The organism is Nocardia sp. 852002-20019_SCH5090214 (assembly GCF_001665865.1).
Lineage (GTDB): Bacteria > Actinomycetota > Actinomycetes > Mycobacteriales > Mycobacteriaceae > Nocardia > Nocardia nova.
In genome coordinates this window covers 1-22,761 of the sequence record NZ_LZMK01000426.1, presented here as the reverse complement: position 1 = coordinate 22,761, position 22,761 = coordinate 1, and the positions used below count along the sequence as shown (strand labels likewise).

Sequence of the window (22,761 nt, the reverse complement as noted above, 5' to 3'; positions counted from 1 at the left end):
CGGCGAATTCAACACTCCCGCCGACTGGTTGCGCAGCGGCCAGATCATGCCCGCCATCGACGCGTTCACCGCGGCCCAGCCGGCAGCGCATTCCACGCCGACTGCACACTCGGGTAGTAGCCCACCCACTGGTTGAGCACCACCGCCGAACTGGCGATCGCGAACGGCACCGCCACGATCGCGGCGGTACGGTGCCACCCCGCCCGCCCTGCCGGCGATGATGATGATCGGCGGCGAATTCAACACTCCCGCCGACTGGTTGCGCAGCGGCCAGATCATGCCCGCCATCGACGCGTTCACCGCGGCCCACGCCGGCAGCGCCCCCGTCCTGGTCTTCGTCGACTCCTCGGGCAGCTTCAACAACGACACCGAATGCGTCGACGGGCCGCGCGGCGCCGCCGCCGACCACCTCACGAAAGATGTTGTGCCGTATGTGGACTCGCGTTTCGGCGTGCCGGCCGACCCGGCGAAGTGGGCGGTAATCGGCTGGTCGATGGGCGGTACCTGCGCCACCGACCTGACCGTGATGCATCCGGAGCTGTTCCGCACCTTCGTCGATATCGCGGGCGATCTCGGCCCCACGTCCGGCACCAAGGATCAGACGATCTCCCGCCTCTACGGCGGCGACGCGGCGGCCTACGACCGCTTCGACCCGCTGACGGTGATGGCGAAGCACGGCCCTTATACCGATGTCGCCGGATTGTTCGACGATCTGACGCCACCGCACCGCCCGGACCGCACCGGTAAGGACGCCGGCGGCCGGTTCCACCTGCCGCAGGTCGACGAGAGCCGCATCGGCGTCGGTGGCCAGGACGGCGTCATGGATACCGGCGAGGTCGGTGCCGCCGAGAAACTGTGTGGTCAGGGCCGCGCGGTCGGCATCGAGTGCACCATCCACACCACTCAGGGCGGGCATACCTGGCAGTTCGCGGCGGCCGCGTTCACCTCGTCGCTGCCGTGGGTGTCGGCGCGGCTCGGACTGCCCGTGCACACCTGATCACACGCCGCGGGTCGCCGCCGGTCCATCCGGCAGCGGCCCGCGGCGGTACGGATCAGGCGTCGAGTTCGGCGAGAACCTCGTCGGAGACATCGACGTTGGTGTACACGTTCTGCACGTCGTCGCTGTCCTCGAGCGCGTCGACGAGTTTGAACACCTTGCGGGCGCCGTCGGCGTCGACCGCCACCGACACCGAGGGCTGGAAGCCGGATTCGGCGGAGTCGTAATCGATTCCGGCCTCCTGCAGCGCCGTGCGCACGGCGATCAGGTCACTGGGGTCGCTGATGATCTCGAACGAATCACCGAGGTCGTTGACTTCCTCGGCGCCCGCGTCGAGCACCGCGGTCAGCACGTCGTCCTCGCTGAGCCCGTTCTTCTCCAGCGTGACGATGCCCTTGCGGTGGAACAGGTAGGCGACCGACCCGGGGTCGGCCATATTGCCACCGTTGCGAGTCATGGCCACGCGCACCTCACCGGCGGCGCGATTACGGTTGTCGGTGAGGCATTCGATCAGCACCGCAACACCATTGGGCCCGTAGCCCTCGTACATGATGGTCTGCCAGTCGGCGCCGCCGGCCTCTTCACCACCGCCGCGCTTGCGGGCGCGTTCGATGTTGTCGTTGGGAACCGACGACTTCTTCGCCTTCTGGATGGCGTCGTAGAGAGTCGGGTTTCCGCCAGGATCACCACCGCCGGTGCGCGCCGCGACCTCGATGTTCTTGATCAGTTTCGCGAACATCTTGCCGCGCTTGGCATCGATCACGGCCTTCTTGTGCTTGGTGGTGGCCCATTTGGAGTGGCCGCTCATTCCCTACTTCCTTCAGGTCGGTGTGCTCGAGGCCCGGGCAGATTCGCGATCTGCGTTCCGGCGATCGCTGTGCAGTCTACTGCCCGGTCCGCCATCGCCCGGCCGGGGTGCGCGGCGAACGGTCAGGTACCGGCGGCCACCGCGGCCCGGACCGAGTCGACGAACAGGCGATGCACGCGCAGATCGCCGGTCACCTCGGGATGGAACGAGGTCGCGATGACCGAGCCCTGCCGGACCGCCACGATCCGGCCCGCCGCCTCCTGCGGGTCGCCCACCGACGGGCCCTCGGCGACCACGGTCCCCGGCCGCGGCCGGTGCGGAACCCGGGCCAGGACCTCGACGCCGTCGCCGACTCGTTCCACCCAGGGCGCCCGGATGAACACCGCGCGGATGGGCTCGTCGAGTCCCGTGAAGTCGAGATCGGTTTCGAACGAATCGACCTGACGTCCGAAGGCGTTGCGCCGCACCGTCATATCGATGCCCGACAGCGACTGCGCGTCGGGACGGGTGTCGAGCACCTCCGACGCCAGCAGGATCATCCCGGCACACGAACCGAAGGCCGGCATGCCCGCGCGCAGCCGCGCCCGCAGCGGTTCCAGCAACCCGAAGACCTCGAGCAGTTTGCTGATCGCGGTGGATTCGCCGCCCGGCAGCACGAGCGCGTCGACGGACTCGAGTTCCGATTCCCGTCGCACACTCACCGGTTCGGCATCGCACGCGGCCAGCGCGTGGAAGTGCTCCCGCACGTCACCCTGCAGAGCCAGCACGCCAATGGTCGGTTTCACGGCACGAGCATACGAGTCGCGCGGCGCGGACGCGGCCCGCGGCCACCGCCGTTGTGGCGCCGCTCACCTACCGCCGCAGTTTGCGGATGAGCCCTTCCTGCACGACCTGGGCGACGAACTGTCCGCGCTGGTTGAAGATCCGCCCGCTGGTGAGCGCGCGGCCGTAGCCCGCGGACGGGGAATTCTGGTCGTAGAGCAGCCATTCGTCGGCGCGGAAGGGGCGCAGGAACCACATCGCGTGGTCGAGCGACGCGTCCTGGGTCGGTTCGTCGCGGTGGGTGACCTTCGACGAACCGAGCAGGGTCATATCGCTCATGTAGGCGAGGGTGCAGACGTGGAACAGCGGGTCGTCGGGCAGCGGGTGCCGGTAGCGGAACCAGACCTGCTGCTGGGAGGCCAGGCCGTCGCGCCGGACCACCTCTTCCTGTGGCACCAGCCGGATGTCCCAGTGCTCCCATTCGCGCATGAGCCACAGCCGCTCCGGGCTCATCGACGCGCGTTCGTCCGGAATGTCCTGCGGCAGCGGAACTTCCGGCATCCGGTCCTGATGTTCGGGACCCTCGTCGCCGACATGGAAGGACGCCGACATGGTGAAGATCGCCTCGCCGTCCTGGACGCCGGTGACGCGTCGGGTGCAGAACGAGCGCCCGTCGCGAATGCGTTCCACCAGATACACGGTCTGCTCGGCGGGATTGCCGGGGCGCAGGAAGTATCCGTGCAGCGAATGCACCTCGAAGCGCGGTTCCACGGTGCGTACGGCCGAGACCAGCGCCTGCCCGGCAACCTGACCGCCGAATGTGCGCGCCAGCTGGGACTTGGTGATCGCGCCGCGGAAGATGTCCCGCTCGAGCCGCTCGATCTCCAGTGCCTCTTCGATCGTCGCCATGTACCGTCCTTCCGCCACGTGCCCCGCTCAGGCTAAGCGATGGCGAACCCGCCCCGGCGCGCGACTCTCCGCCGTGACACCGCTCACGACGCCCGCTCCCCCTGCGATCCGATCAGTTCCCTCGCCTCCTCCGCGGACCGCGCGGCCGGCGCCGAGCCCCACATGTGCCGGCCGTTGGGCTCCTGCAGGAAGTACACCGAGACCGCACCCACCAGCCCCGCGATGATCAGGTAGTACGCCGGCCAGTTCAGATCGCCGGTCGCGCCCACGAGCGCGCCGACCACCACCGATGTGGTGCCGGCGAACAGCGAGACCGCCACGTTGAACGACACCGACAGCCCCGCGCCGCGGACCTTCGTCGGGAACAGCGACGGCAGGGTGGACGGCATGGTCGCGCTGAAGCAGATGAGGGTCAGGCCCATCATGAGCAGGCCCAGGAACACGGCGAAGGCGTTGTCGGTGCGCACCAGCAGGACCATCGGAAACGCCAGCACCAGCAACGCGACGATGCCGGCCCAGATGATCGGTTTGCGCCCGACCCGGTCCGAGATCAGGCCGATCACCGGGATGGTCAGCAGCGCGATGGTCATCACCGCGATCTGCAGCCACTGCGACGCCGAGGAGGACACGCCGCCGCCGGTGCTGTCGGGCACGGTCGAGGTGACGTAGGTCGGCATATAGGAGGTGAGCATGTAGTTGGTGACATTCCAGACGACCACCAGGCCCATGCAGACCAGCACGTACGGCCACAGCCGGGCCAGGATCTTCGCCTCCTCGCCGGTCTTGTTCGCCTTCTCCCGCTCCTCGGATTCCTTCTCCAGGGCGGCGAAGGCCGGGGTGTCGGCCAGCCGCATCCGCAGATAGACGCCGACCACACCCAGCGGCAGCGCGACGAAGAACGGCAGCCGCCAGCCCCACGACAGCAGCTGCTCGTCGGTGAGGGTGGCGTCGGCGAGCGTGACCACCAAGGCGCCCAGCAGATATCCGGTGAAGGTGCCGAATTCCAGCCAGCTGCCGAGGAATCCGCGCCGCCGGTCGGGTGCGTATTCGGCGATGAAGGTCATCGCGTTGCCGTATTCGCCACCGGTCGAGAAACCCTGCAGCAACCGCGCGCCCAGCAACAACATCGGCGCCCAGATCCCGATCGTGTCCTGATCCGGGATACAGCCGATGGCGAACGTGCCGGCCGCCATCAGGATCATCGTGGTGGCGAGCACCTTGTTGCGGCCGACGCGGTCGGCCAGCGGTCCGAAGAACATGCCGCCGAACGGGCGGACGAGGAACGCCACCGCGAACAGGCCGAAGGTGGCGATCGTGCCGGCGGTGTCCCCGAGATGGGAAAAGAACACGTCCTTGATGGTCGGCTCGAAATACGCGTAGACGCCGAAGTCGTACCACTCGGTGATGTTGCCGATACTCGCGGCGCCGATCGCCCGCCGGATGATCGGCGGATCGGTGACGACGATGTCGTCGAGCGACCACCGCCTCGGACGTTCACGCGGGACCAGCACCGCCACGGACCACGACCTCCTCGAGTTCACGACAACCGTCGAACAGCGGCGCCGGTGGGGTCCGCGGAGGGTGTTCGATCGCCTCGCGGGTACCGCCGTGCCCGAAATCGACCCGCTCAGGCTATGTGATGGCAAACCCGGTCGCCGGGCGACTCTCCGGGATCCGCGCGGGGGCGGGCATGATAGGCGGATGCCCGCATACGAACCGATCGCCGTGGACGGGCTGGTCGAGCGGGTCGCCGCGGTCGCTCTCGCCCTGCCGGGGCCGGTCGTGGTGGCCGTCGACGGCGCCGACGGTGCGCACCCGCGACAACCGGCGGACCGGATCGTCGAGCGGATCCGCACGCGGGGGCGGCCGGCCGAGCGGGTGTGGTTGCACGACTTCGTGCGCCCGGCATCGCTGCGGCTGGAGTTCGGGCGCGACGAGATGACCTATCGCACAGCCTGGTTCGACTACGCCGCCCTGGATCGTGAAGTGCTGGAAGCGGTACGCGGGCGCGGGCGGTGGCTGCCCGCGCTGTGGGACGAAGTCGAGGATCGGTCCGCTCGGGCGCGCATGCAGCCCGCCGAACCGGGTCTCGTCCTGGTGGTCGCGGGGCCGATGTTGCTCGGCCGGGGTTTGGATTTCGATGTCACCGTGCGGCTGCAGATGTCGGAATCTGCGCTGCTGCGCCGAACCGACCCCGCGGACCGGTGGACCGTGCCCGCGCTGCTGCGCCACGATCGCGAGCACGACGACATGCCCACCTTCGACGTGCGCTGGGATCATCCGGACCGCCCGGCGGTGCGCACCGGTTCCTGATCGGCGTCGATCCCGAACCGAAGGCGCAGGGGCGCAGCGGGATTCGCGGCGATCAGCCCGCGAACCGCTCGCGGTCGGCGGCGGGCAGCCAGCAGCCGGCGGCGATGTCGCGGTTGTAGGTCGTGCGGAAATGCTCGATCAGGTGCGGTAGCCCCGGATGGGTGTTGGACGTCGACCACAGCAGCGCATGCGGATAGGCCGGTGTCGGGTCGACGATCGGCACCCGACGGATGTGCGGATGCCACGGATTGCGGAAGTGATCGCTGCTGACGGTGGCCAGGGTGTCGGAGTCCGCGATGCGTGCGAGCATGGCTTCGATACCGTCGGGCCCGGGGAACCGGGTGCGGTCGCGCGGTGTCGTATCGATGGTGACACCGCAGAATTCACTCAGTTCGCGATAGAAGTCGGCCCATTCCGATGCCACCCCGGCACCCGGAATCCACACCGTGTACGCGGCGAGCTCGGCGAGCGGCACCGCCGAGCGCACGGCCAGCGGATGGTCCCTGCCGACGAGCAGATGCGCCGGATCGACATAGGCGGGGACGGCCGCGATATCGGGCGGCAGCGGGCGGGGGCCGCCCGAGGGGCGCGCGAAGGCGGCGTCGGCGCGGCCGTGCACCACCATGTCCCGCGACGTGACGAAGACGTTCGAGATCACGATCTCGGTCTCGGCGCCGGGGTTGCGGTCGAGGTAGAACCGCATCTGCTCGGTCGCGCCCTGGCGCTCGCCCTGCACCGCGACACGCAGCGGACGCGGCATCTCACAGACCGCCGCCACCGCGGTTTCGGCCACCGCCAGCAGCGCTCGCGCATGCGGCAGCAGCCGCGCACCGGCGGCGGTCGGCACGATTCCGGCGGGGACGCGGTCGAACAGCGCCGTCCCGAGCTGGTCCTCCAGCTTCGCGATCCGCTTCGACACCGCCTGCTGACTGATGCCGAGAACCACGGCGGCGAGACTGAACTGCCGCTCCTCGGCCGCGGCGACGAACGCCCGCACCGCCGCCAGATCGAGGTCCCGGCCCACAGTCCCTGACCCAACCATCGGATGTGGACCCCTGTCTCGTCTCGTTGATCGGTGCGAAGGATCGCACAGTGCCCGAAAGACAGTAGCGGGAAGCTCATTCGCTCGGCAGGGACCGGCCGCACCGGTGCGAAGGGGCGATCAGGTTCGGCGGGCGGAGGCGGCGAGCCGATCGGCGAGGGCCCGGACGCGGTCGCGCAACTCCTCGGGCCGGTCGATGACGAACGGGCGATCCAGCGCCGCCAGCACCGGCGGCAGCCACTCGAGGCGCTCGGCCCGCACGTCGACGCGCCACCAGCGTTGCGGCGCCTCCTCGTCGTCGGCGGGGGCCACGGTCGCGACGGTCGCGGGCAGATGGGCGCGGATCTGCTCGGTGGTGCCGAAGATTCGCAGGCCGATGTCGTATCGGTAGTCGGCGGCGGCGAAGCCGGAGACGAGATGCTGTGCGGCGTCGAATCCGGCGGGTGGGTCGAACGAGCCGGGCAGCGTTCGCACATCGGTGACGCGATCCAGGCGGAAGGTGCGGTCTTCGCCGAGCCGGGGATCCGTGCCCGTCACGTACCACCGCCCGGCGTGAGCGACGAGGCCGTAGGCATGCAGGACGCGTTCGCTTCCGCGGCCGTGCCGATCGGTATAGCGGATGGTGACGGGCCGGCGGTGGCGTACCGCATCGGCGATCGCGAGCAGAACCGCGGCCTGCGCCGGGGCCGCTGCGTCCGGCTGCTCGGTGACGTCGAACGATTCCAGCAGTGTGTCCAATCGCCGGGTCAGGGACGCGGGCAGGACGCGACGAATCTTGGCGGCGGCCGTCTCGCTCGCGGTGACATCCGTTGGGGCCCAGCCGTTCCGGCGGCCGGCGAGCAGACCGAGTAGCACGGCCAGGGCCTCGTCGTCGCTGAACATGAGTGGCGGCAGCCGGTATCCGGCGGCGAGGCGATAGCCGCCGTAGCGGCCGCGCGCGGACTCCACCGGAATGTCGAGGTCGATCAGATGGTCCACATAACGCCGGACGGTGCGTCCCTCGACGCCCAGCCGGTCGGCGAGCTCGGCCACCGTGCGGGTACCGCCGGACTGCAGGAGTTCCAGCAGGATCAGCACGCGGCCGGTGGGTCGAGCCATGCGGACAACTCTAGTTCCGATACCGGACCGATTGTGTCCACTATTTCTCCTACGCTGCGGAAAACGCCTCTCAACAGCAAGGAAACAGTCATGGATTTCGTCTCCATCCGCATCATCACCGGCGACGTCGCGCGTCTGGTCGCGTTCTACGAGCGCGCGACCGGCGTCCGGGCGCAGTGGGCGACCGAGGATTTCGCCGAGCTCGAGACCGCCACCGCCACCCTCGCGATCGCGAGCACGCGCACGGTGGCCCTGTTCGCACCGGATTCCGCCGCTCCGGGCGCCAACCGCAGTGTGATCACCGAATTCCTCGTCGCCGATGTGGACCGCGTCCATCGCGAGCTGTCCGGTGCCGGCACCGAGATCGTCGCCGAACCCACGACGATGCCGTGGGGCAACCGGTCGTTGCTGGTCCGCGACCCGGACGGCAACCTGGTCAACTTCTTCACCCCGGTCACAGCCGCCGCGATCGCGAAGTTCGCGGCGCGGGATCGGATCGGGGCGATCGCGCAGGACAGGTGAGGCGCCGACCGCACACTCCGGGACGGTCTCCGGGTTGCGGCGCGATCACGCCTGTACGACGAAGCCGGGCCGTCCGTACCGGACGACCCGGCGAAAGCCGTTGTCTCGGAAAGTCTTCCGACCGAATTACCAGCCGCGCTCGGCGAGGCGGTGCGGCTCCGGAATCTCCTCGACGTTGATGCCGACCATGGCCTCACCGAGGCCGCGCGACACCTTCGCGAGCACATCGGGGTCGTCGTAGAAGGTGGTGGCCTTGACGATGGCGGCGGCACGCTCGGCCGGGTTGCCGGACTTGAAGATGCCGGAGCCGACGAAGACGCCCTCGGCGCCCAGCTGCATCATCATCGCGGCGTCGGCGGGGGTGGCGATACCACCGGCGGTGAACAGCACCACGGGCAGCTTGCCGGTCTCGGCGATCTCACGGACCAGCTCATAGGGCGCCTGCAGTTCCTTGGCGGCCACGAACAGCTCGTCCTCGGGCAGCGACTGCAGGTGGCGGATCTCGGCCCGGATCTTGCGCATGTGGGTGGTCGCGTTGGATACGTCGCCGGTGCCGGCCTCACCCTTGGAGCGGATCATGGCCGCGCCCTCGGTGATGCGGCGCAGCGCCTCGCCCAGATTGGTGGCGCCACAGACGAACGGCACGGTGAACTGCCACTTGTCGATGTGGTTGGCGTAGTCGGCCGGTGTCAGCACCTCCGACTCGTCGATGTAGTCGACGCCGAGGCTCTGCAGGATCTGCGCCTCGACGAAGTGGCCGATGCGCGCCTTGGCCATGACCGGGATGGAGACGGCGTTGACGATGCCGTCGATCAGGTCCGGGTCGCTCATCCGCGCGACACCGCCCTGGGCGCGGATGTCGGCGGGAACCCGCTCGAGCGCCATCACCGCGACCGCGCCGGCATCCTCGGCGATCTTGGCCTGATCGGCGGTGACGACGTCCATGATCACCCCGCCCTTGAGCATCTCGGCCATGCCGCGCTTCACGCGGGCGGTGCCGGTCGTCGAGGTGGTGTCGGGCGTTGTCACGGGCAAACTCCTGATTATCGGGGATTCGTTCGAGGAGGCATCGCTGCGATGCGAACCTCCACGATTCTAGGCGCCCCGATCAGGCCACTAGATAGCCAGTCCGAGAGCACTGGACTGGTCCGCGGCCCCCGGCCGGAATCACACGCCCGGCAGGCGGCCGCTACGGCGTCGCTACGGGCGCGCCGAGAGCGGGTACCCGTGGCGCCGGACGACCGTAACCGCAGGCCGGCGCCACCTGTTCGTCAGATCGGGTCGACGACGAACAGCTGCGCCCAGTACGTCGCGGCCTGCTCGCCGATATACGGCAGCAGGAAGTCGTACAGCAGATAGGACATATGCATTCGGTACCTCACCTCCACACACCGGTTCGCCGGATTCGGTGTGCGGCAAACCGGTTTCGACCCTAACCGATGGTGACCTGTCACACAGCGGCAACGGCCGGGTATCGGCGAGATCGGCGGATTTCCGACGAAATGCGTTGACAGCCAACGTCTCCCACCGTCGAATCGTCAGGCTCGAATCGTCACGCGTCGGCCAGCAGTGGCTCGAACAGTCCGACGGCGACGACCCGGATCTGCTCCAGCGCCCGTTCGACCGGCCCGGTCGGCTGGAACAGATGACTGAGAGCAAGGCGCACAACGGTTTCGGCGACCGATCCCAGTTCCTCGTCGCCCACCGACGCCAGATCGTATTGCGCGCGAACCGTCGCGGTCACCGCGGCGATCGCCCGGCCGAGCACCGGTTCCGGTTCGGTCATCAGCGCCGGGAGCAGTGCGGTATCCGGCGCCGAGCGGCCCGACAGCACCGCCTTCAGCAGCATATTGTCCGCGCCGCTGCGCAGGGTGAACTCCACGGCCGCGATCAGGCCGGCGATCACATCGTCCGGGTGGGCCGCCAGCTTCTCGGCGATCCCGACCAGGAAGACGTCCACCTCGTTCGCGATCACCACATCGGCGAGGTCCTGTTTGGTGCCGATCTCCTTGTACAGCACCGGCCGGCTGACACCGACCTCCTTGGCGACCCGCGACATGTTCACCGCGCCCCAGCCCTCGGTACAGACCAGGCCACGAGCGGTCTCGATGACGCGCTCGCGCAGAAGTCGGCGCATATCGGACTGGAAGTTCGGCGCGGTAGCCACGTCCATGATCGTACACGGTCCACGAAACTGTTCGACTATTGACAATCTCTCCGCATCTGTATTCAATGAGAACACTTCTTCAGAAAGTGTAAATATGCCGAGGTGAACGGGTCGCGCTCCGGCCCCGACCTCGTCCACGCAGCCCGTATGCCGGGCGCACCGTTCCGGCGCGCAGTCCGCGTACCGTTCGTGAGGAGAACTCCGTGACCACATCCCGAATCGGCGATCCGGCCCGGACCGCGCCGCCGCAGTGGCGCGACCGCAAACGCCATCTCTGGCTGTTCGGCCTCGTCCCGCCGACCGCGGTCCTGCTCGCCACCGGCCTGGTGTGGCTGTTCAACCAGCTGGGCTGGCACCACGCGGCGCCGGTGTGGTGGTGGATCGGTCCGCTACTGGTGTACGTCCTGCTGCCGATCCTGGATCGCTTCTTCGGGCCCGACGGGCAGAATCCGCCCGACGAGGTGATGGAACAGCTCGAAAACGACCGCTACTACCGCTGGTGCGTCTACGCCTATATCCCGTTCCAGCTGCTCAGCCTGGTGTTCGCCTGCTATCTGTGGAGTGCGGCCGATCTGTCCTGGCTGGGTGTCGACGGCGGGCTGAGCCTGGTGTCGAAGATCGGCCTGGCCTTCAGCATCGGCACCATGGGCGGTGTCGGCATCAACACCGCGCACGAACTCGGCCACAAGAAGGACGAATTGGAGCGCTGGCTGTCGAAGATCACGCTGGCGCAGACGTTCTACGGCCACTTCTACATCGAGCACAACCGCGGCCACCACGTACGGGTGGCGACACCGGAGGATCCGGCCAGTTCCCGGTTCGGCGAATCGTTCTGGACCTTCCTGCCGCGCAGTGTGTGGGGCAGCCTGCGCTCGTCCTGGTCGCTCGAGAAGACGCGCCTGCAGCGGATGGGCAAGCGGCCGTGGACGATTCACAACGACGTGCTCAACGCCTGGCTGATGTCGGTGGTGCTGTGGGGCGCGCTGGCCGCGATCTTCGGCCCCGGAGTGCTGCCGTTCCTGGTGCTGCAGGCGGTGTACGGCTTCTCGCTGCTGGAGACGGTCAACTATCTCGAGCACTACGGCCTGCTGCGGCAGCGCACAGCGGCCGGACGCTACGAACGCTGCACGCCGGAGCACAGCTGGAACTCCGACCACATCGTCACCAATATCTTCCTCTACCACCTGCAGCGCCACAGCGACCATCACGCCAACCCCACCCGGCGCTATCAGACCTTGCGCAGTATGGACGGCGCGCCGAATCTGCCCAGCGGCTACGCCAGCATGATCACCGTCGCCTATTTCCCGCCGGTGTGGCGCCGCGTGATGGACAAGCGGGTGCTCGCGCACTACGGCGGTGACATCACCCGCGTCAACATCCAGCCCCGCAAGCGCGATCGGGTCTTCGCGAAGTACGGGGTCGCCTGATGTCCCGATTCCGTTGCCCCGTCTGCGATTACGTGTACGACGAAAGCGAGGGCGCACCTCGCGAGGGCTTTCCGCCCGGCACCGCGTGGTCGGCGATACCCGACGACTGGTGCTGCCCCGACTGCGGCGTGCGGGAGAAGGTCGATTTCGATCTCGCGAGCCACGATCCGACCCTCACGAAAGGCGCCTGATATGAGCGACTACAAGCTGTTCCGTTGCCTGCAATGCGGATTCGAATACGACGAGGCGCTCGGCTGGCCAGAAGACGGCATCGCGCCGGGCACCCGCTGGGACGACATTCCCGAGGACTGGTCCTGCCCCGACTGCGGTGCGGCCAAGGCGGATTTCGAGATGGTCGAGGTCAGTCGCGCATGACCGGACGCATCGTCGTCGTGGGTGCGGGGGTCGCGGGCGCCACCGCCGCCCGCACTCTGCGCACCGAGGGCTACACCGGTGAGATCGTGCTGCTCGGCGCGGAGGACCGGCTGCCCTACCGCCGCCCGATGGTCTCCAAGGAATTGCTCGCCGGTACCGCGAACGAACGCCGGCTCCTGCTCGAATCCGCGGAATCGTGGCGCGAACTCGGCATCGAGGTGCGCCCGGGGACCCCGGTCGCGGGCATCGACGTCGACCGCGACCGGCTACATCTGGGCACCGGCGAAACCCTCGGCTACGACGCCTTGGTGCTCGCCACGGGCGCGCGCGCCCGAGAACTGCCCGGTCCCGAATCGGGCGCCTACACGCTGCGCACCGCGGCGGATGTCGAGGCGTTGCGCGCGGCCGTGGTGACCGGTGGATCGCTGCTCGTGGTGGGCGGCGGCCTGGTCGGCTGCGAGGCCGCCGCGACGGCGCGTGGACTCGGGGCGGCGGTGACGATCGTGCACGCGGGTGACGCTCCGCTGGAGCGGGTGGCCCCGGCGGCGATCGGCGTGCACTGCCGAAACCTGCACGCCGGCAAGGGCGTCGACATTCACGACGCGGTCGTACTGGACCGGATCGACGGTGACGACGGCGATATCCGGGCCACCGCTGTCGACGGACGTCAGTGGACCGCTGCCGCGGTGCTCGTCGCGATCGGCGCGGAACCGGAGACCGAGGTGGCCCGTCAGGCCGGACTCGCCGTCGGGGACGGGATCCTCGTCGACGAGTCCTATACGACCTCGGCGCCGAATATCTTCGCCGCCGGTGACGCCGCCGCCGTCTACGATCCGGAATTCGGGGTCCACCGGCGCACCGAACAGTGGAACAGTGCACAGTCACAGGGGATCGCCGTGGCGAAATCTGTTCTCGGACAACCCCTCCCCGCGCAAGAGGTCACCTGGGGCTGGACCACGCAGTACGGCGTCACGATCCAATTCGCAGGGCGACCGCACACCGAGGACGACGTCGTGGTCCGCACCACCGACACCCCCGGGCAGTTCGTCGCACTGTCCCTGCGAGCGGGTCGACTGGTCGCCGCGGCGGCCGTGGGCCGTCCCGCCGACCTGCGCACCGCCCGAAGCCTCATCGCCGCCCGAACGACCCACGGTCCCGAAACCTGGTCCGACACAACCATTCCCCTCCAGGAACTGGCATCCGCCACGGAACTCTCGGGCCACCACTGACCGAGTGACCGCTTCGCAACCGTGCGATCGCGCCGCGCTGACACCGGCCTCCGGGCGTTCCGGCGCGTTGTCATCCACACCGAACGCGGCAGCACGTCCTCGTCGCCGACCGATGCCCGCCGGTGACAGTTTCTCCGACCACGACGGGGATCGTCGACGAGAAGGGGCTTTCGAGCTACGGCATTACCGGCGCTGGGACGTCCTCGGTCGCCTACCTCGAAAGAGGCTGATACCTTGCCTCTTTCGCACAGTGGGGCCGGTGCGTGAGCCGGCTGGACGGATGAAGGAGACCGCCGGATGAACGCGGCCGCACACTGGCTCACCGGTCGAGGCACGCGCCGGATCTGGATCGCGGTGCTGATCGTGGCCGTGGTGGCGGGAGTCGCAGCGGTCGTATGGGTGAACCGATCACCGGAGCAGCCGCAGGCGGGTCCCGCGGCCGGTGGCCGGTTCCGGATTTCCGGCCGGCTCGACTCCGCCCCGGTGCCGCGATGGACGTTACGCGCTGCCGATCTGTCGCACGAGCCCGGCGCGGTCCTGCTGGCACTTCCGCACAGCCTGGACAACTACAACGGCTACGGTTCGCCGATGGACGCCGGGCCGATGATGGTCGCGGCCACCGCGGTACCCGGCGAGCCCGGGCCGGGCACCGCACCGAAAGCCGGACCGGTGCGGCTGTACGGCATCGACCCGGACACCGGCGCGGTGCGGTGGACGATCGACGCCGGTGAACTCCTCAGCTGTAACGAGCGCGTCTTCGACGGCCAGCTGACCTGCCGCGGCACCCACCGAGTGCTGATCGTCGACGCCGCCACCGGCGCGATAGCCACGGACCGCTCGACGGACTTCGAGGTGACGGACGTGGCGGTGCGCGACGGCGTGGTTTCCGTCGCCGGCCGCACCGCCGACCGGATGACCGCCGTCGTCACCCGGGGAACCGTTTCCGACATCGAGGCGAGCTGGCGCCGAACGTATCCGACCCCGGTTCCCGGAGACGCGGTCAGGCCGAGACTCGATGCGCCGGACTACTTCCGGGACGGTCACGACGGCAGCGTTCGCGTCTACGATCTGCGCACCGGCGACCCGCTGTTCACCGGGCCCGTCGGCGCCGTATTCGACGGCGGGATCATCGCCACGCAGGTGATCGATCGCGGCTGGAGCGCGGGACGAGTCACACTTCTCGATCGCAACGGCCACTCGATCACCGAGGTCCGCAACCCCAGTTTCCTGCTCGAGTGGTATCCGACCGCGACCGCGTCGCCGCCGATCCTCACCGGCGAGAGTGCCTACGACCGAACGACAGGGCGAGTGCTGTGGACGAATCCACAGATCGGCCTCGACGAGCACACCGGTCGTCAGGGCGCGGTCGAAGGAGTAGTGGATCACACGGTGATCGTCCGATCGCTCGACGGGACGGCGCTGATCGGCCTCGATCTCGCCGACGGACACCAGGTGTGGCAGCAGCCGGCGCGGCTCGCGAACACGGTGCGCGACGGCCTCACCGACGGTTGGCACCTCGTTCTCGCGGACGGCGCAACCGTGCACGCGATCGACGCCGGCGACGGTTCGACCGCATGGTCGATGTCGCTGCCGCCCAGTGGTGATCCCAGATTGCGCTCGACGGTGGAAGCGATGGGCGGCCGGATGGTTGTCGTGCTCGCGGACGCGTTCACCGGATACGCCGCGGCATGAGGCGGCCCGAATAATCGCCGCGGCTCAGCGGATCGACCGGACCTCCGGCTCGATCTCGGAACCGGCGGCGGCGAGCGCCTCGGCCAGCAGGTTGTCCAGGTGGTACGGGTACACCGTTTCGCCGATCCGGTCGAGTTCGGCGATATCCGGCGGCAGGCACCAGCGGTAGGCGGTGACGCAGCGACGTTCCCAGACGCTCGGATCCGCGGGCTTCGGGTCGAACCAGCGCACCCGGGCGACGAAGAACAGTTCCTCGGAGCGGATCAGCTCCCCGTTGAACGGGAAGACCGCGACCCGCCGCCAGATCGGGCCGCGCAGCAGCGTGGAGTCCAGCGCCAGGCCCGTTTCCTCCCAGACCTCGCGCACCGCCGCGGTGCGCAGCGTCTCCCCCGGTTCGATGCCGCCGCCGACGGTGAACCAGAACGGCGAATCGGGAGTCTGGGGGTCGTGGCCGCGCATCAACAGCACGCGATCCTCGTCGTCGAGCAGCACCACCCGGGCCGAGGTGCGCACGGTGTCGACCTCGAGTCCGGTGGTCGCTGCCGGGGTGACGCGCTCCGCGATCTCGAAATACGTGGGCAGCGGCGCGGTACCGCCCAGGTGCAGCAACCGCACCGGGCGCCGGGTACGCAGCGCCAGCGTGTCGCGTACGGCGTCGTTGTGGAAGCGGCGCGCGATCAGTACCCGCGCCTCGGCGTCGGCGAGTTCGGCCACCAGCTGCGGACGCAACGAGGTGATGTCGACCGCGGAGAGTGCGGCCGCGAGCTGGTTCTCCGCGGTTTCGCGATCGTTCCAGTCGGCGCGTTCGGCGCGGTCGGCCAATGCGATCAGCCGTTTGGACTGCTCCGCCGCCGTGGACTCCGACATCGGCCCGGCCATCGAGATCGCGACCGTGCGGGCCACCACCGCGCGTCGCGCCAAGGCGGACTCCAGGGCGTCGCGGGCCTGGTCGGAGCGCACGTGCAGCCGGTCGAGCCGATTGGCGGTGGAGTAGGCCCACACTCCGATGGCGATGATCACCGCCGCGATCAGCGCGAGGACCAGGATGGTCGTCGCGGAGAAGGTGATCATCCAGCGGTCCTCACCCGGGCGTCGCCGACGGTGACCGTCTCGTACACCCGCAGAATCTGTTCGGCCACGACCGGCCAATCGTATTCGCCGACAACCTGGTCCGCGGTGCGCACCAGATCCTCGCGGCGGGCGCGGTCGGTGAGCAGCCCGTCGATCGCCTCGGCCAGCGCCGCGGAGTCACCTACCGGCACCAGCACACCCGCGGTCCCGTCGCGCAACACCCGGCGGAAGGCGTCCAATTCGCTGGCGACCACGGCGGTTCCGGCGGCCATCGCCTCCACCAGCACGATGCCGAAACTCTCCCCGCCCAGGTTCGGCGCGCAGTACACATCGGCACTGCGCATCGCCGACGCCTTCTCCGCATCCGAGACCTGACCGAGAAAGCGCAGATGTCCGGCGTGTTCGCCCGCCTCCCGGCGCAGGCGTTCCTCGTCCCCGCGGCCGACGATCAGAATTTCCACGTCCGGATGCCGGGCCACCAGTGTGGGCAGTGCGCCCAGCAGCACGGCCATCCCCTTGCGCGGCTCGTCGTAGCGACCGAGGAACAGCACCGTCCCGCCCGCGCGCGGATACCCTTGCAGCAGTGGCGCATTCGCGAACGCCGGCACGTCGACCCCGTTCGGGATCTCGACCGCGTCGCTGCCCAGCGCCTCCACCTGCCAGCGCCGCGCCAGCTCGGAGACCGCGATTCGCCCGCTGATCTTCTCGTGATACGGCCGCAGTACGCCCTGGAAGGTCGCCAGCACCAGCGACCTCGTGGTGGAGGTGTGGAAGGTGGCCACGATGGGTCCCTCGGCCACCTTCAGCGCCAGCATCGAGATGCTCGGGGCGTTGGGTTCGTGGACGTGCAGGACCTCGAAGTCGCTGTCGGCGATCCAGCGCCGCAGCCGGGTGTAGGCGGTCGGCCCGAACGACAGCCGCGCCACCGAACCGTTGTACGGAATCGCCACCGCCTTCCCGGCCGAGACGACGAATTCCGGCAGTTCGGTGTCGTCGGAGGCCGGGGCCAGCACACTCACCTTGTGGCCGCGCTCGATCAGCACCTGCGCCAGCTCCACGACATGTGACTGCACTCCGCCCGGCACGTCGAACGAGTACGGGCAGACCATGCCGATTCTCATGACACCGCGTCTCCGGCGGGCCGCTCACCGCCGCGCACGGCCTGCGCGGCCGCGATCCGCTCCAGGCGCTGGGGGGACAGGTCCCCCTCCCACAGCGGTTGCAACATATGCCAGTCGGCGGGGTGTTCGGCGATATTGGCCGCGAAGCGATTCGCCAGCTGCTGCGTGGCCGCCGCGATACCCTCCGAAACATCCAGCGGCGCTTCGGTTTTCAGCCCCCATCCCTCACGGCCCTGCTCATCCACCGTGAACCAGGCGTGCACCGGCATCAGCACGGCGCCGGTCTCGATGGCCAATTTCGCCGCGCCCGCCGGCATCCAGGTGCGTTCGCCGAAGAACTCCACCGGCACGCCCTTGCCGGTGAGATCGCGCTCGCCCATCAGGCAGACCACCTTGTTGTCGCGCAACCGTTGCGCGAGCTGCCGGAACGGCGGCTGCTCCCCGCCGGTCAGCGGGAACACCTCGAACCCCAGGCTCTCCCGGTAGGCCACGAAGCGCTCGAACAGCGATTCCGGTCGCAGCCGTTCGGTGACCGTGGCGAAGCTGCCGTAGTGCTGCACCAGCCACACCCCGGCCATATCCCAGTTTCCCGAATGCGGCAGCACGAAGATCACGCCGCGCCCCTGCGCCAGTGCCTCGTCGAGATGTTCCAAGCCCTCCGGAAACGGCATCAGCGGCGAATCCGCCAGTGCCGCATGGTCGAGGGTCGGCAGCCGGAACGCCTCGCGCCAGTACCGGGCATACGAGCGCATCGACGCGTGGATCAACTCGTCGGGTACCTCGAGCGGGTCGACACCCAGCACCCGGGCGAGATTGCGGCGCAACTGATTCGGCCCCCGGCCGCGATGAGCGGCACGGTTCGCACGCCGGGCCGCCCAATCACCACCGAAGTCGAACCAGCGACGCGCGGTGCGCTCCGGCAGCCCCCGCACCAGTCGCCACCCGGCCGCATAGGCCCCGTCGGTCAGCGCCGCCCTCATCTGCGTCACGCCCGTACCACCTTCATTTCGCCGAATCGGAGTCGGCCTTGGTCACCGGCGCGATCACGTCGCGGGCCCCGGCCGAATTCCGTACCTCCAGGACTCGTTGGAAGACGGTGACGATGCTCAGCACCGCCAGGATGTACATCGCGACATACACCGCATAGGTGAGCCACTCGACGTCGAAATAGCCACCGATGCCGGTGAGGCCGGCCCCGACCAGCACGATCACCAGACGGTCGGGACGTTCGATGATCCCGCCGTCGGCCGACAGCCCGCTCGCCTCCGCGCGCGCCTTGGCATAGGAGATCACCTGCGAGGTCACCAGGACCACCAGCGTCGCCACGAACAGATGCTTGCTGTGCTCGTGATACACCGACCACCACGCGAGCGCACCGAAGATGGCGCCGTCGGCGACGCGGTCGCAGGTGGCGTCGAGGACCGCACCGTATTTCGTGCCGCCGCCGCGGGCGCGGGCCATCGCCCCGTCGAGCATGTCGAACATGACGAAGAGCCAGATCACCATCGTTCCCCAGAACAGGTGATCGGTCGGGAACAGCGTCACCGCGGCGACGATCGAGGCGGTGGTGCCGATCAGCGTCATCGCGTCGGGCGTGAGCCCGGTGCTCACCAGCGCCCGTCCCAGCGGCGCGGTCGCCTTGGCGAACGTCTCCCGACCGAAGAAGCTCAGCACGCTACTCGACTTCCTTCGCCTCGTGCCACGCCCCGGCCAGCAGGGCCCGCGTCTCCCGCAGCAACTGCGGCATCACCTTCACCCCGCCGACGACGGTGATGAAATTGGCGTCCCCACCCCAGCGGGGAACGATGTGCTGGTGCAGGTGGTCGGCCAGCGAGCCACCGGCCACCCCGCCGAGATTCAGCCCGACGTTGAATCCCTCGGGCCGCGACACCTTCTTCATCACCCGGATCGCCCGCTGGGTGAACGCCATCAGTTCGGCGCTCTCCTCGGGGGTGAGATCCTCGAGGTCGGCCACCCGCCGGTAGGGCACCACCATCATGTGGCCGGGGTTGTACGGGTAGAGGTTGAGCACCGCGAACACCCATTCACCGCGCGCGATAACCAGCCCGTCCTCGTCCGACATCTTCGGGATCTCGGTGAACGGATGCTTCAGCCCGGCCGAGGTCTTCTCCTCGGCACCGGCGGGCGCGTCGGCCTCGGCCGGCGCGCTCCGGGTGTCGCGATCCGCCGCGACCGCGCCGGTGATGTAGGACATCCGGTAGGGGGTCCACAATCGCTGCAACCGGTCCGGGTCCCCCGCTCCCGTGTCGACGATCCGACCCGGATCCTGTTGCGTCACAGCCTCTTCCACCATGCCCTCACTCACGCCCCACCGGTCCGGACCTCGAATCCTTCCGCGCTCGGCGAGGCGTTGTCGCGCCGCGAGATCCAGTCGACGACGGTCGCCACCGCATCGGCGACCGGCACGCCGTTGACCAGCGTGCCGTCGCGGAATCGGAAGCTCACCGCACCGGCGTTCACATCGCGCTCGCCGGCCAGCAGCATGAACGGCACCTTCTGCGCGGTGTGGTTGAAGATCTTCTTCTGCATCCGGTCGTCGCTGCGGTCGACCTCGGCCCGCACACCGTGCGCGCGCAGTTCCTCCACCACGGAGTCGAGGTGTTCGGCGAACGCGTCGGCGACCGGGATGCCGACCACCTGCACGGGCGCCAGCCAGGCCGGGAAGGCGCCCGCGTAATGCTCGGTGAGCACGCCGAAGAATCGCTCGATGGACCCGAACAGGGCGCGGTGGATCATCACCGGACGCTGCTTGGTGCCGTCGGAGGCGGTGTATTCGAGGCCGAAGCGCTCGGGCAGGTTGAAATCGAGCTGAATGGTCGACATCTGCCAGGTACGGCCCAGCGCGTCCTTGGCCTGCACGGAGATCTTCGGGCCGTAGAACGCGGCGCCGCCCGGATCCGGGACCAGGTCCAGACCCGAATCGGTGGCGACCTTGCGCAGCGTGTCGGTGGCCTCCTCCCACAACTCGTCCGAGCCCACGAACTTCTGCGGATCCTTCGTCGACAATTCCAGGTAGAAATCGTCGAGACCGTAGTCACGCAGCAGGCTCAGCACGAACTGCAGGGTCGAGGTCAGCTCGGCGTGCATCTGCTCTTTGGTGCAGTAGATGTGCGCGTCGTCCTGGGTCATGCCGCGCACCCGGGTCAGCCCGTGGACGACACCGGACTTCTCGTAGCGATACACCGACCCGAATTCGAACAGCCGTAGCGGCAGCTCCCGATACGACCGGCCGCGCGAGCGGAAGATCAGATTGTGCATCGGGCAGTTCATCGGCTTGACGTAATAATCCTGGCCGGGCTTGCGCACGGTGCCGTCGTCGTTGTACTCGGCGTCGAGGTGCATCGCCGGGAACATGCCCTCGCGGTACCAGTCGAGGTGTCCGGAGACCTCGAACAGATGCCCCTTGGTGATATGCGGGGTGTTGACGAATTCGTAGCCCGCGGCGATGTGGCGGCGCCGGGAATAGTCCTCGAGTTCCTTGCGGATGATGCCGCCTTTGGGATGGAACACCGGCAGGCCCGAACCCAGTTCGTCCGGGAAGGAGAACAGATCCAATTCCAGGCCGAGTTTGCGGTGATCGCGCTTCTCGGCCTCTTCCAGGATGCGCAGATGGTTCTCCAGCGCCTCCGGCGACTCCCATGCGGTGCCGTAGATGCGCTGCAGATCCTCGCGGTTCTGGTCACCACGCCAGTAGGCCGCCGAGGAGCGGGTCAGCTTGAACGCGGGAATGAACTTGGTGGTCGGGATGTGCGGGCCGCGGCACAGGTCGCCCCACACCTTCTCGCCGGTGCGCGGGTCGAGATTGTCGTAGATGGTCAGCTCGTTACCGCCGACCTCCATGATCTCCGGGTCGTCGATTCCCGACTTGTCGCTGATCAGCTCCAGTTTGAACGGCTCCTTGGCCAATTCCACCCGAGCCTCGTCGACCTCGACCACCCGGCGCGAAAACCGTTGCGCGCCTTTGACGATCTTCTTCATCCGGGATTCGAGCTTGGCCAGATCCTCCGGGGTGAACGGCCGCTCGACCTGGAAGTCGTAGTAGAAGCCGTCCTTGATCGGCGGGCCGATGCCGAGCTTGGCCTCGGGGAACTCCTGCTGCACCGCCTGGGCCAGCACGTGGGCGGCCGAATGGCGGATGACGCTGCGGCCGTCCTCGGAGCCGGCGGTCACTGCCTCGACCTCGACGTCGGTCTCCGGCACCCAGGACAGATCCTTGAGGTTGCCCTCGCCGTCACGCACGACGACGACGGTGTCGGGGCCCTTGGTGGGCAGGCCCGCTTCGCGCACCGCGGCGCCCGCCGTCGTCCCGGCCGGCACCCGGACGAGGGCGGCGAGGGTTGTGCGGGCTGAGGTGGTCACGGCTGCGCTCTCCTTGAATATGTCGGCATTCTCGGTCCAGGCCGGTCGACGAACAGAAAAGTCACCGGCGCGACCAATGCTATCGGGACAGTACCGGTCGCGCGCCGATGGACCGCCCGCGAACCGGCCGCGACCCGCTCATCCGCGCCGGGCCAGCTCGGTGAGCAGCCGCTCGCGCTCGGCGGCGGGCCTTTTCGGACAGCTGGTGCACGTACCGCAGCCGGGCACCTCGTAGACCAGGCAGCAGGAGATCCGCCGCACGAACGTGCGCGATTCGACATCGGTGAATCGCGGCGCGGGCAACCGTTCGCCGACCTGGGCGGCCAGCCGCGCACCCGCCTCGGGGTCGCCCGCGTCGATGGCCCGGTTACCGATCGCATCGGCGACGATCGCCCACAGCGCCGCCGGACCGGCGCCGGTCACCCGTGCCACCACCGGGATGACGCGCCGCAGCGACTCCCCCAGCGCCGCGCCGACCGCTTCGGACTCGCTCACGGCGTCGGGCACGATCCGCTCGATGCCACCGTCGGGCCGGATCTCGCAGCGCAGCCGTTCCAGCGTGGGGTCGGGCGCCGGTGCGCCGCTCGCATACGCCTCGGTGATCGGATCGACCAGCGCCGAGGCGGCCATACACCACCACAGCGTGCCCGACACGCGGGAATTGCCTGTGCCCCAGGAGATTCCCATATCGGCGATCCGTTCCGACAGCCACGCGGGCTCGGTGAGTTTGATGCCGGCCACCTGGGCGGGCACCCCGGACTCCACCGACTGCGCAACCATTTCCCTCCGACTCCGATCCACGTCGATTCACCGAATGCACCACCTCCACCATGGCATGTCCGCCGCGC

Annotated in this window: 22 protein-coding genes and 1 pseudogene; 8 read left to right on the top strand and 15 right to left on the bottom strand. The window is 68.6% G+C overall.

Annotation, left to right across the window (positions count from 1 at the left end):
- Positions 1 to 190: 190 nt before the first annotated feature.
- A pseudogene (locus A5780_RS36825) lies at positions 191 to 997 on the top strand (alpha/beta hydrolase); the annotation flags it as partial.
- Between the two features lie 55 nt (positions 998 to 1,052).
- On the opposite strand, the gene A5780_RS36820 reads toward A5780_RS36825, so the two are convergent.
- The 4 genes from A5780_RS36820 to A5780_RS36805 form a co-directional block, all read right to left on the bottom strand.
- On the bottom strand, positions 1,053 to 1,805 hold the full coding sequence (locus A5780_RS36820) for a YebC/PmpR family DNA-binding transcriptional regulator (protein ID WP_030513907.1): 753 nt from the start codon (positions 1,803 to 1,805) through the stop codon (positions 1,053 to 1,055).
- 122 nt (positions 1,806 to 1,927) lie between these two features.
- Positions 1,928 to 2,590, bottom strand: coding sequence for a pyridoxal 5'-phosphate synthase glutaminase subunit PdxT (gene pdxT, locus A5780_RS36815; RefSeq protein WP_030513906.1), 663 nt, complete (start codon positions 2,588 to 2,590; stop codon positions 1,928 to 1,930).
- Between the two features lie 67 nt (positions 2,591 to 2,657).
- Positions 2,658 to 3,476: an acyl-CoA thioesterase II gene (locus A5780_RS36810; RefSeq protein WP_063019556.1), complete on the bottom strand. Its 819-nt coding sequence runs from the start codon at positions 3,474 to 3,476 to the stop codon at positions 2,658 to 2,660.
- Between the two features lie 83 nt (positions 3,477 to 3,559).
- Entirely contained in the window at positions 3,560 to 4,993 is a 1,434-nt protein-coding gene (locus A5780_RS36805) for an MFS transporter (RefSeq protein WP_082857483.1), read from the bottom strand.
- Between the two features lie 184 nt (positions 4,994 to 5,177).
- Between A5780_RS36805 and A5780_RS36800 the strand changes: the two genes are divergently transcribed.
- Positions 5,178 to 5,789 carry a hypothetical protein gene (locus tag A5780_RS36800; RefSeq protein ID WP_063019552.1) on the top strand — a complete coding sequence of 204 codons (612 nt, stop codon included), beginning with the start codon at positions 5,178 to 5,180 and terminating at the stop codon, positions 5,787 to 5,789.
- Between the two features lie 52 nt (positions 5,790 to 5,841).
- Here A5780_RS36800 and A5780_RS36795 read toward each other — a convergent pair whose 3' ends face one another.
- Both A5780_RS36795 and A5780_RS36790 read right to left on the bottom strand, forming a co-directional pair.
- The gene (locus A5780_RS36795; protein ID WP_181064064.1) at positions 5,842 to 6,813 is read right to left on the bottom strand and encodes a LysR family transcriptional regulator; all 972 of its coding nucleotides are present in this window, start codon (positions 6,811 to 6,813) and stop codon (positions 5,842 to 5,844) included.
- 138 nt (positions 6,814 to 6,951) lie between these two features.
- Entirely contained in the window at positions 6,952 to 7,929 is a 978-nt protein-coding gene (locus A5780_RS36790; protein ID WP_064911323.1) for a YafY family protein, read from the bottom strand.
- Positions 7,930 to 8,019: 90 nt separating this feature from the next.
- On the opposite strand from A5780_RS36790, the gene A5780_RS36785 reads away from it, so the two are divergent.
- A complete protein-coding gene (locus A5780_RS36785; RefSeq protein ID WP_063019105.1) occupies positions 8,020 to 8,451 on the top strand; it encodes a glyoxalase/bleomycin resistance/extradiol dioxygenase family protein in 432 nt (143 codons plus the stop codon).
- A gap of 126 nt (positions 8,452 to 8,577) precedes the next feature.
- Here the strand turns inward: A5780_RS36785 and pdxS are convergent, their stop codons facing one another.
- Positions 8,578 to 9,480 (bottom strand): pyridoxal 5'-phosphate synthase lyase subunit PdxS, encoded by a 903-nt coding sequence (pdxS, locus tag A5780_RS36780; RefSeq protein WP_030513899.1) that lies wholly within the window; start codon positions 9,478 to 9,480, stop codon positions 8,578 to 8,580.
- 523 nt (positions 9,481 to 10,003) lie between these two features.
- Entirely contained in the window at positions 10,004 to 10,618 is a 615-nt protein-coding gene (locus A5780_RS36775) for a TetR family transcriptional regulator (RefSeq protein WP_064901665.1), read from the bottom strand.
- Between the two features lie 203 nt (positions 10,619 to 10,821).
- Between A5780_RS36775 and A5780_RS36770 the strand changes: the two genes are divergently transcribed.
- The 5 genes from A5780_RS36770 (at position 10,822) to A5780_RS36750 (ending at position 15,341) form a co-directional block, all read left to right on the top strand.
- Positions 10,822 to 12,045: an alkane 1-monooxygenase gene (locus A5780_RS36770; RefSeq protein WP_064901660.1), complete on the top strand. Its 1,224-nt coding sequence runs from the start codon at positions 10,822 to 10,824 to the stop codon at positions 12,043 to 12,045.
- Positions 12,045 to 12,236: a rubredoxin gene (locus tag A5780_RS36765; protein ID WP_063019111.1), complete on the top strand. Its 192-nt coding sequence runs from the start codon at positions 12,045 to 12,047 to the stop codon at positions 12,234 to 12,236. The genes A5780_RS36770 and A5780_RS36765 overlap by 1 nt, the downstream gene beginning before the upstream one ends.
- A gap of 1 nt (position 12,237) precedes the next feature.
- Entirely contained in the window at positions 12,238 to 12,420 is a 183-nt protein-coding gene (locus tag A5780_RS36760; protein WP_063019113.1) for a rubredoxin, read from the top strand.
- Positions 12,417 to 13,649: an NAD(P)/FAD-dependent oxidoreductase gene (locus A5780_RS36755; RefSeq protein WP_064911322.1), complete on the top strand. Its 1,233-nt coding sequence runs from the start codon at positions 12,417 to 12,419 to the stop codon at positions 13,647 to 13,649. The genes A5780_RS36760 and A5780_RS36755 overlap by 4 nt, the downstream gene beginning before the upstream one ends.
- Before the next feature lie 297 nt (positions 13,650 to 13,946).
- Entirely contained in the window at positions 13,947 to 15,341 is a 1,395-nt protein-coding gene (locus A5780_RS36750) for a PQQ-binding-like beta-propeller repeat protein (protein ID WP_064911321.1), read from the top strand.
- 24 nt (positions 15,342 to 15,365) lie between these two features.
- Here A5780_RS36750 and A5780_RS36745 read toward each other — a convergent pair whose 3' ends face one another.
- The 7 genes from A5780_RS36745 to A5780_RS36715 form a co-directional block, all read right to left on the bottom strand.
- A complete protein-coding gene (locus tag A5780_RS36745; protein WP_064901664.1) occupies positions 15,366 to 16,409 on the bottom strand; it encodes an NUDIX domain-containing protein in 1,044 nt (347 codons plus the stop codon).
- Entirely contained in the window at positions 16,409 to 17,533 is a 1,125-nt protein-coding gene (locus A5780_RS36740; RefSeq protein ID WP_063019119.1) for a glycosyltransferase family 4 protein, read from the bottom strand. The genes A5780_RS36745 and A5780_RS36740 overlap by 1 nt, the downstream gene beginning before the upstream one ends.
- Positions 17,530 to 18,513 (bottom strand): phosphatidylinositol mannoside acyltransferase, encoded by a 984-nt coding sequence (locus A5780_RS36735; protein WP_063019134.1) that lies wholly within the window; start codon positions 18,511 to 18,513, stop codon positions 17,530 to 17,532. Before A5780_RS36735 ends, A5780_RS36740 begins: the two co-directional genes overlap by 4 nt.
- A 22-nt stretch (positions 18,514 to 18,535) precedes the next feature.
- Positions 18,536 to 19,207: a phosphatidylinositol phosphate synthase gene (pgsA, locus tag A5780_RS36730; RefSeq protein ID WP_063019121.1), complete on the bottom strand. Its 672-nt coding sequence runs from the start codon at positions 19,205 to 19,207 to the stop codon at positions 18,536 to 18,538.
- A gap of 1 nt (position 19,208) precedes the next feature.
- Positions 19,209 to 19,847 carry an HIT domain-containing protein gene (locus A5780_RS36725; protein WP_063019123.1) on the bottom strand — a complete coding sequence of 213 codons (639 nt, stop codon included), beginning with the start codon at positions 19,845 to 19,847 and terminating at the stop codon, positions 19,209 to 19,211.
- Between the two features lie 8 nt (positions 19,848 to 19,855).
- Positions 19,856 to 21,913: a threonine--tRNA ligase gene (gene thrS, locus A5780_RS36720; protein WP_064911320.1), complete on the bottom strand. Its 2,058-nt coding sequence runs from the start codon at positions 21,911 to 21,913 to the stop codon at positions 19,856 to 19,858.
- A gap of 138 nt (positions 21,914 to 22,051) precedes the next feature.
- Positions 22,052 to 22,693 carry a (2Fe-2S)-binding protein gene (locus tag A5780_RS36715; protein ID WP_064911319.1) on the bottom strand — a complete coding sequence of 214 codons (642 nt, stop codon included), beginning with the start codon at positions 22,691 to 22,693 and terminating at the stop codon, positions 22,052 to 22,054.
- Positions 22,694 to 22,761: the final 68 nt, after the last annotated feature.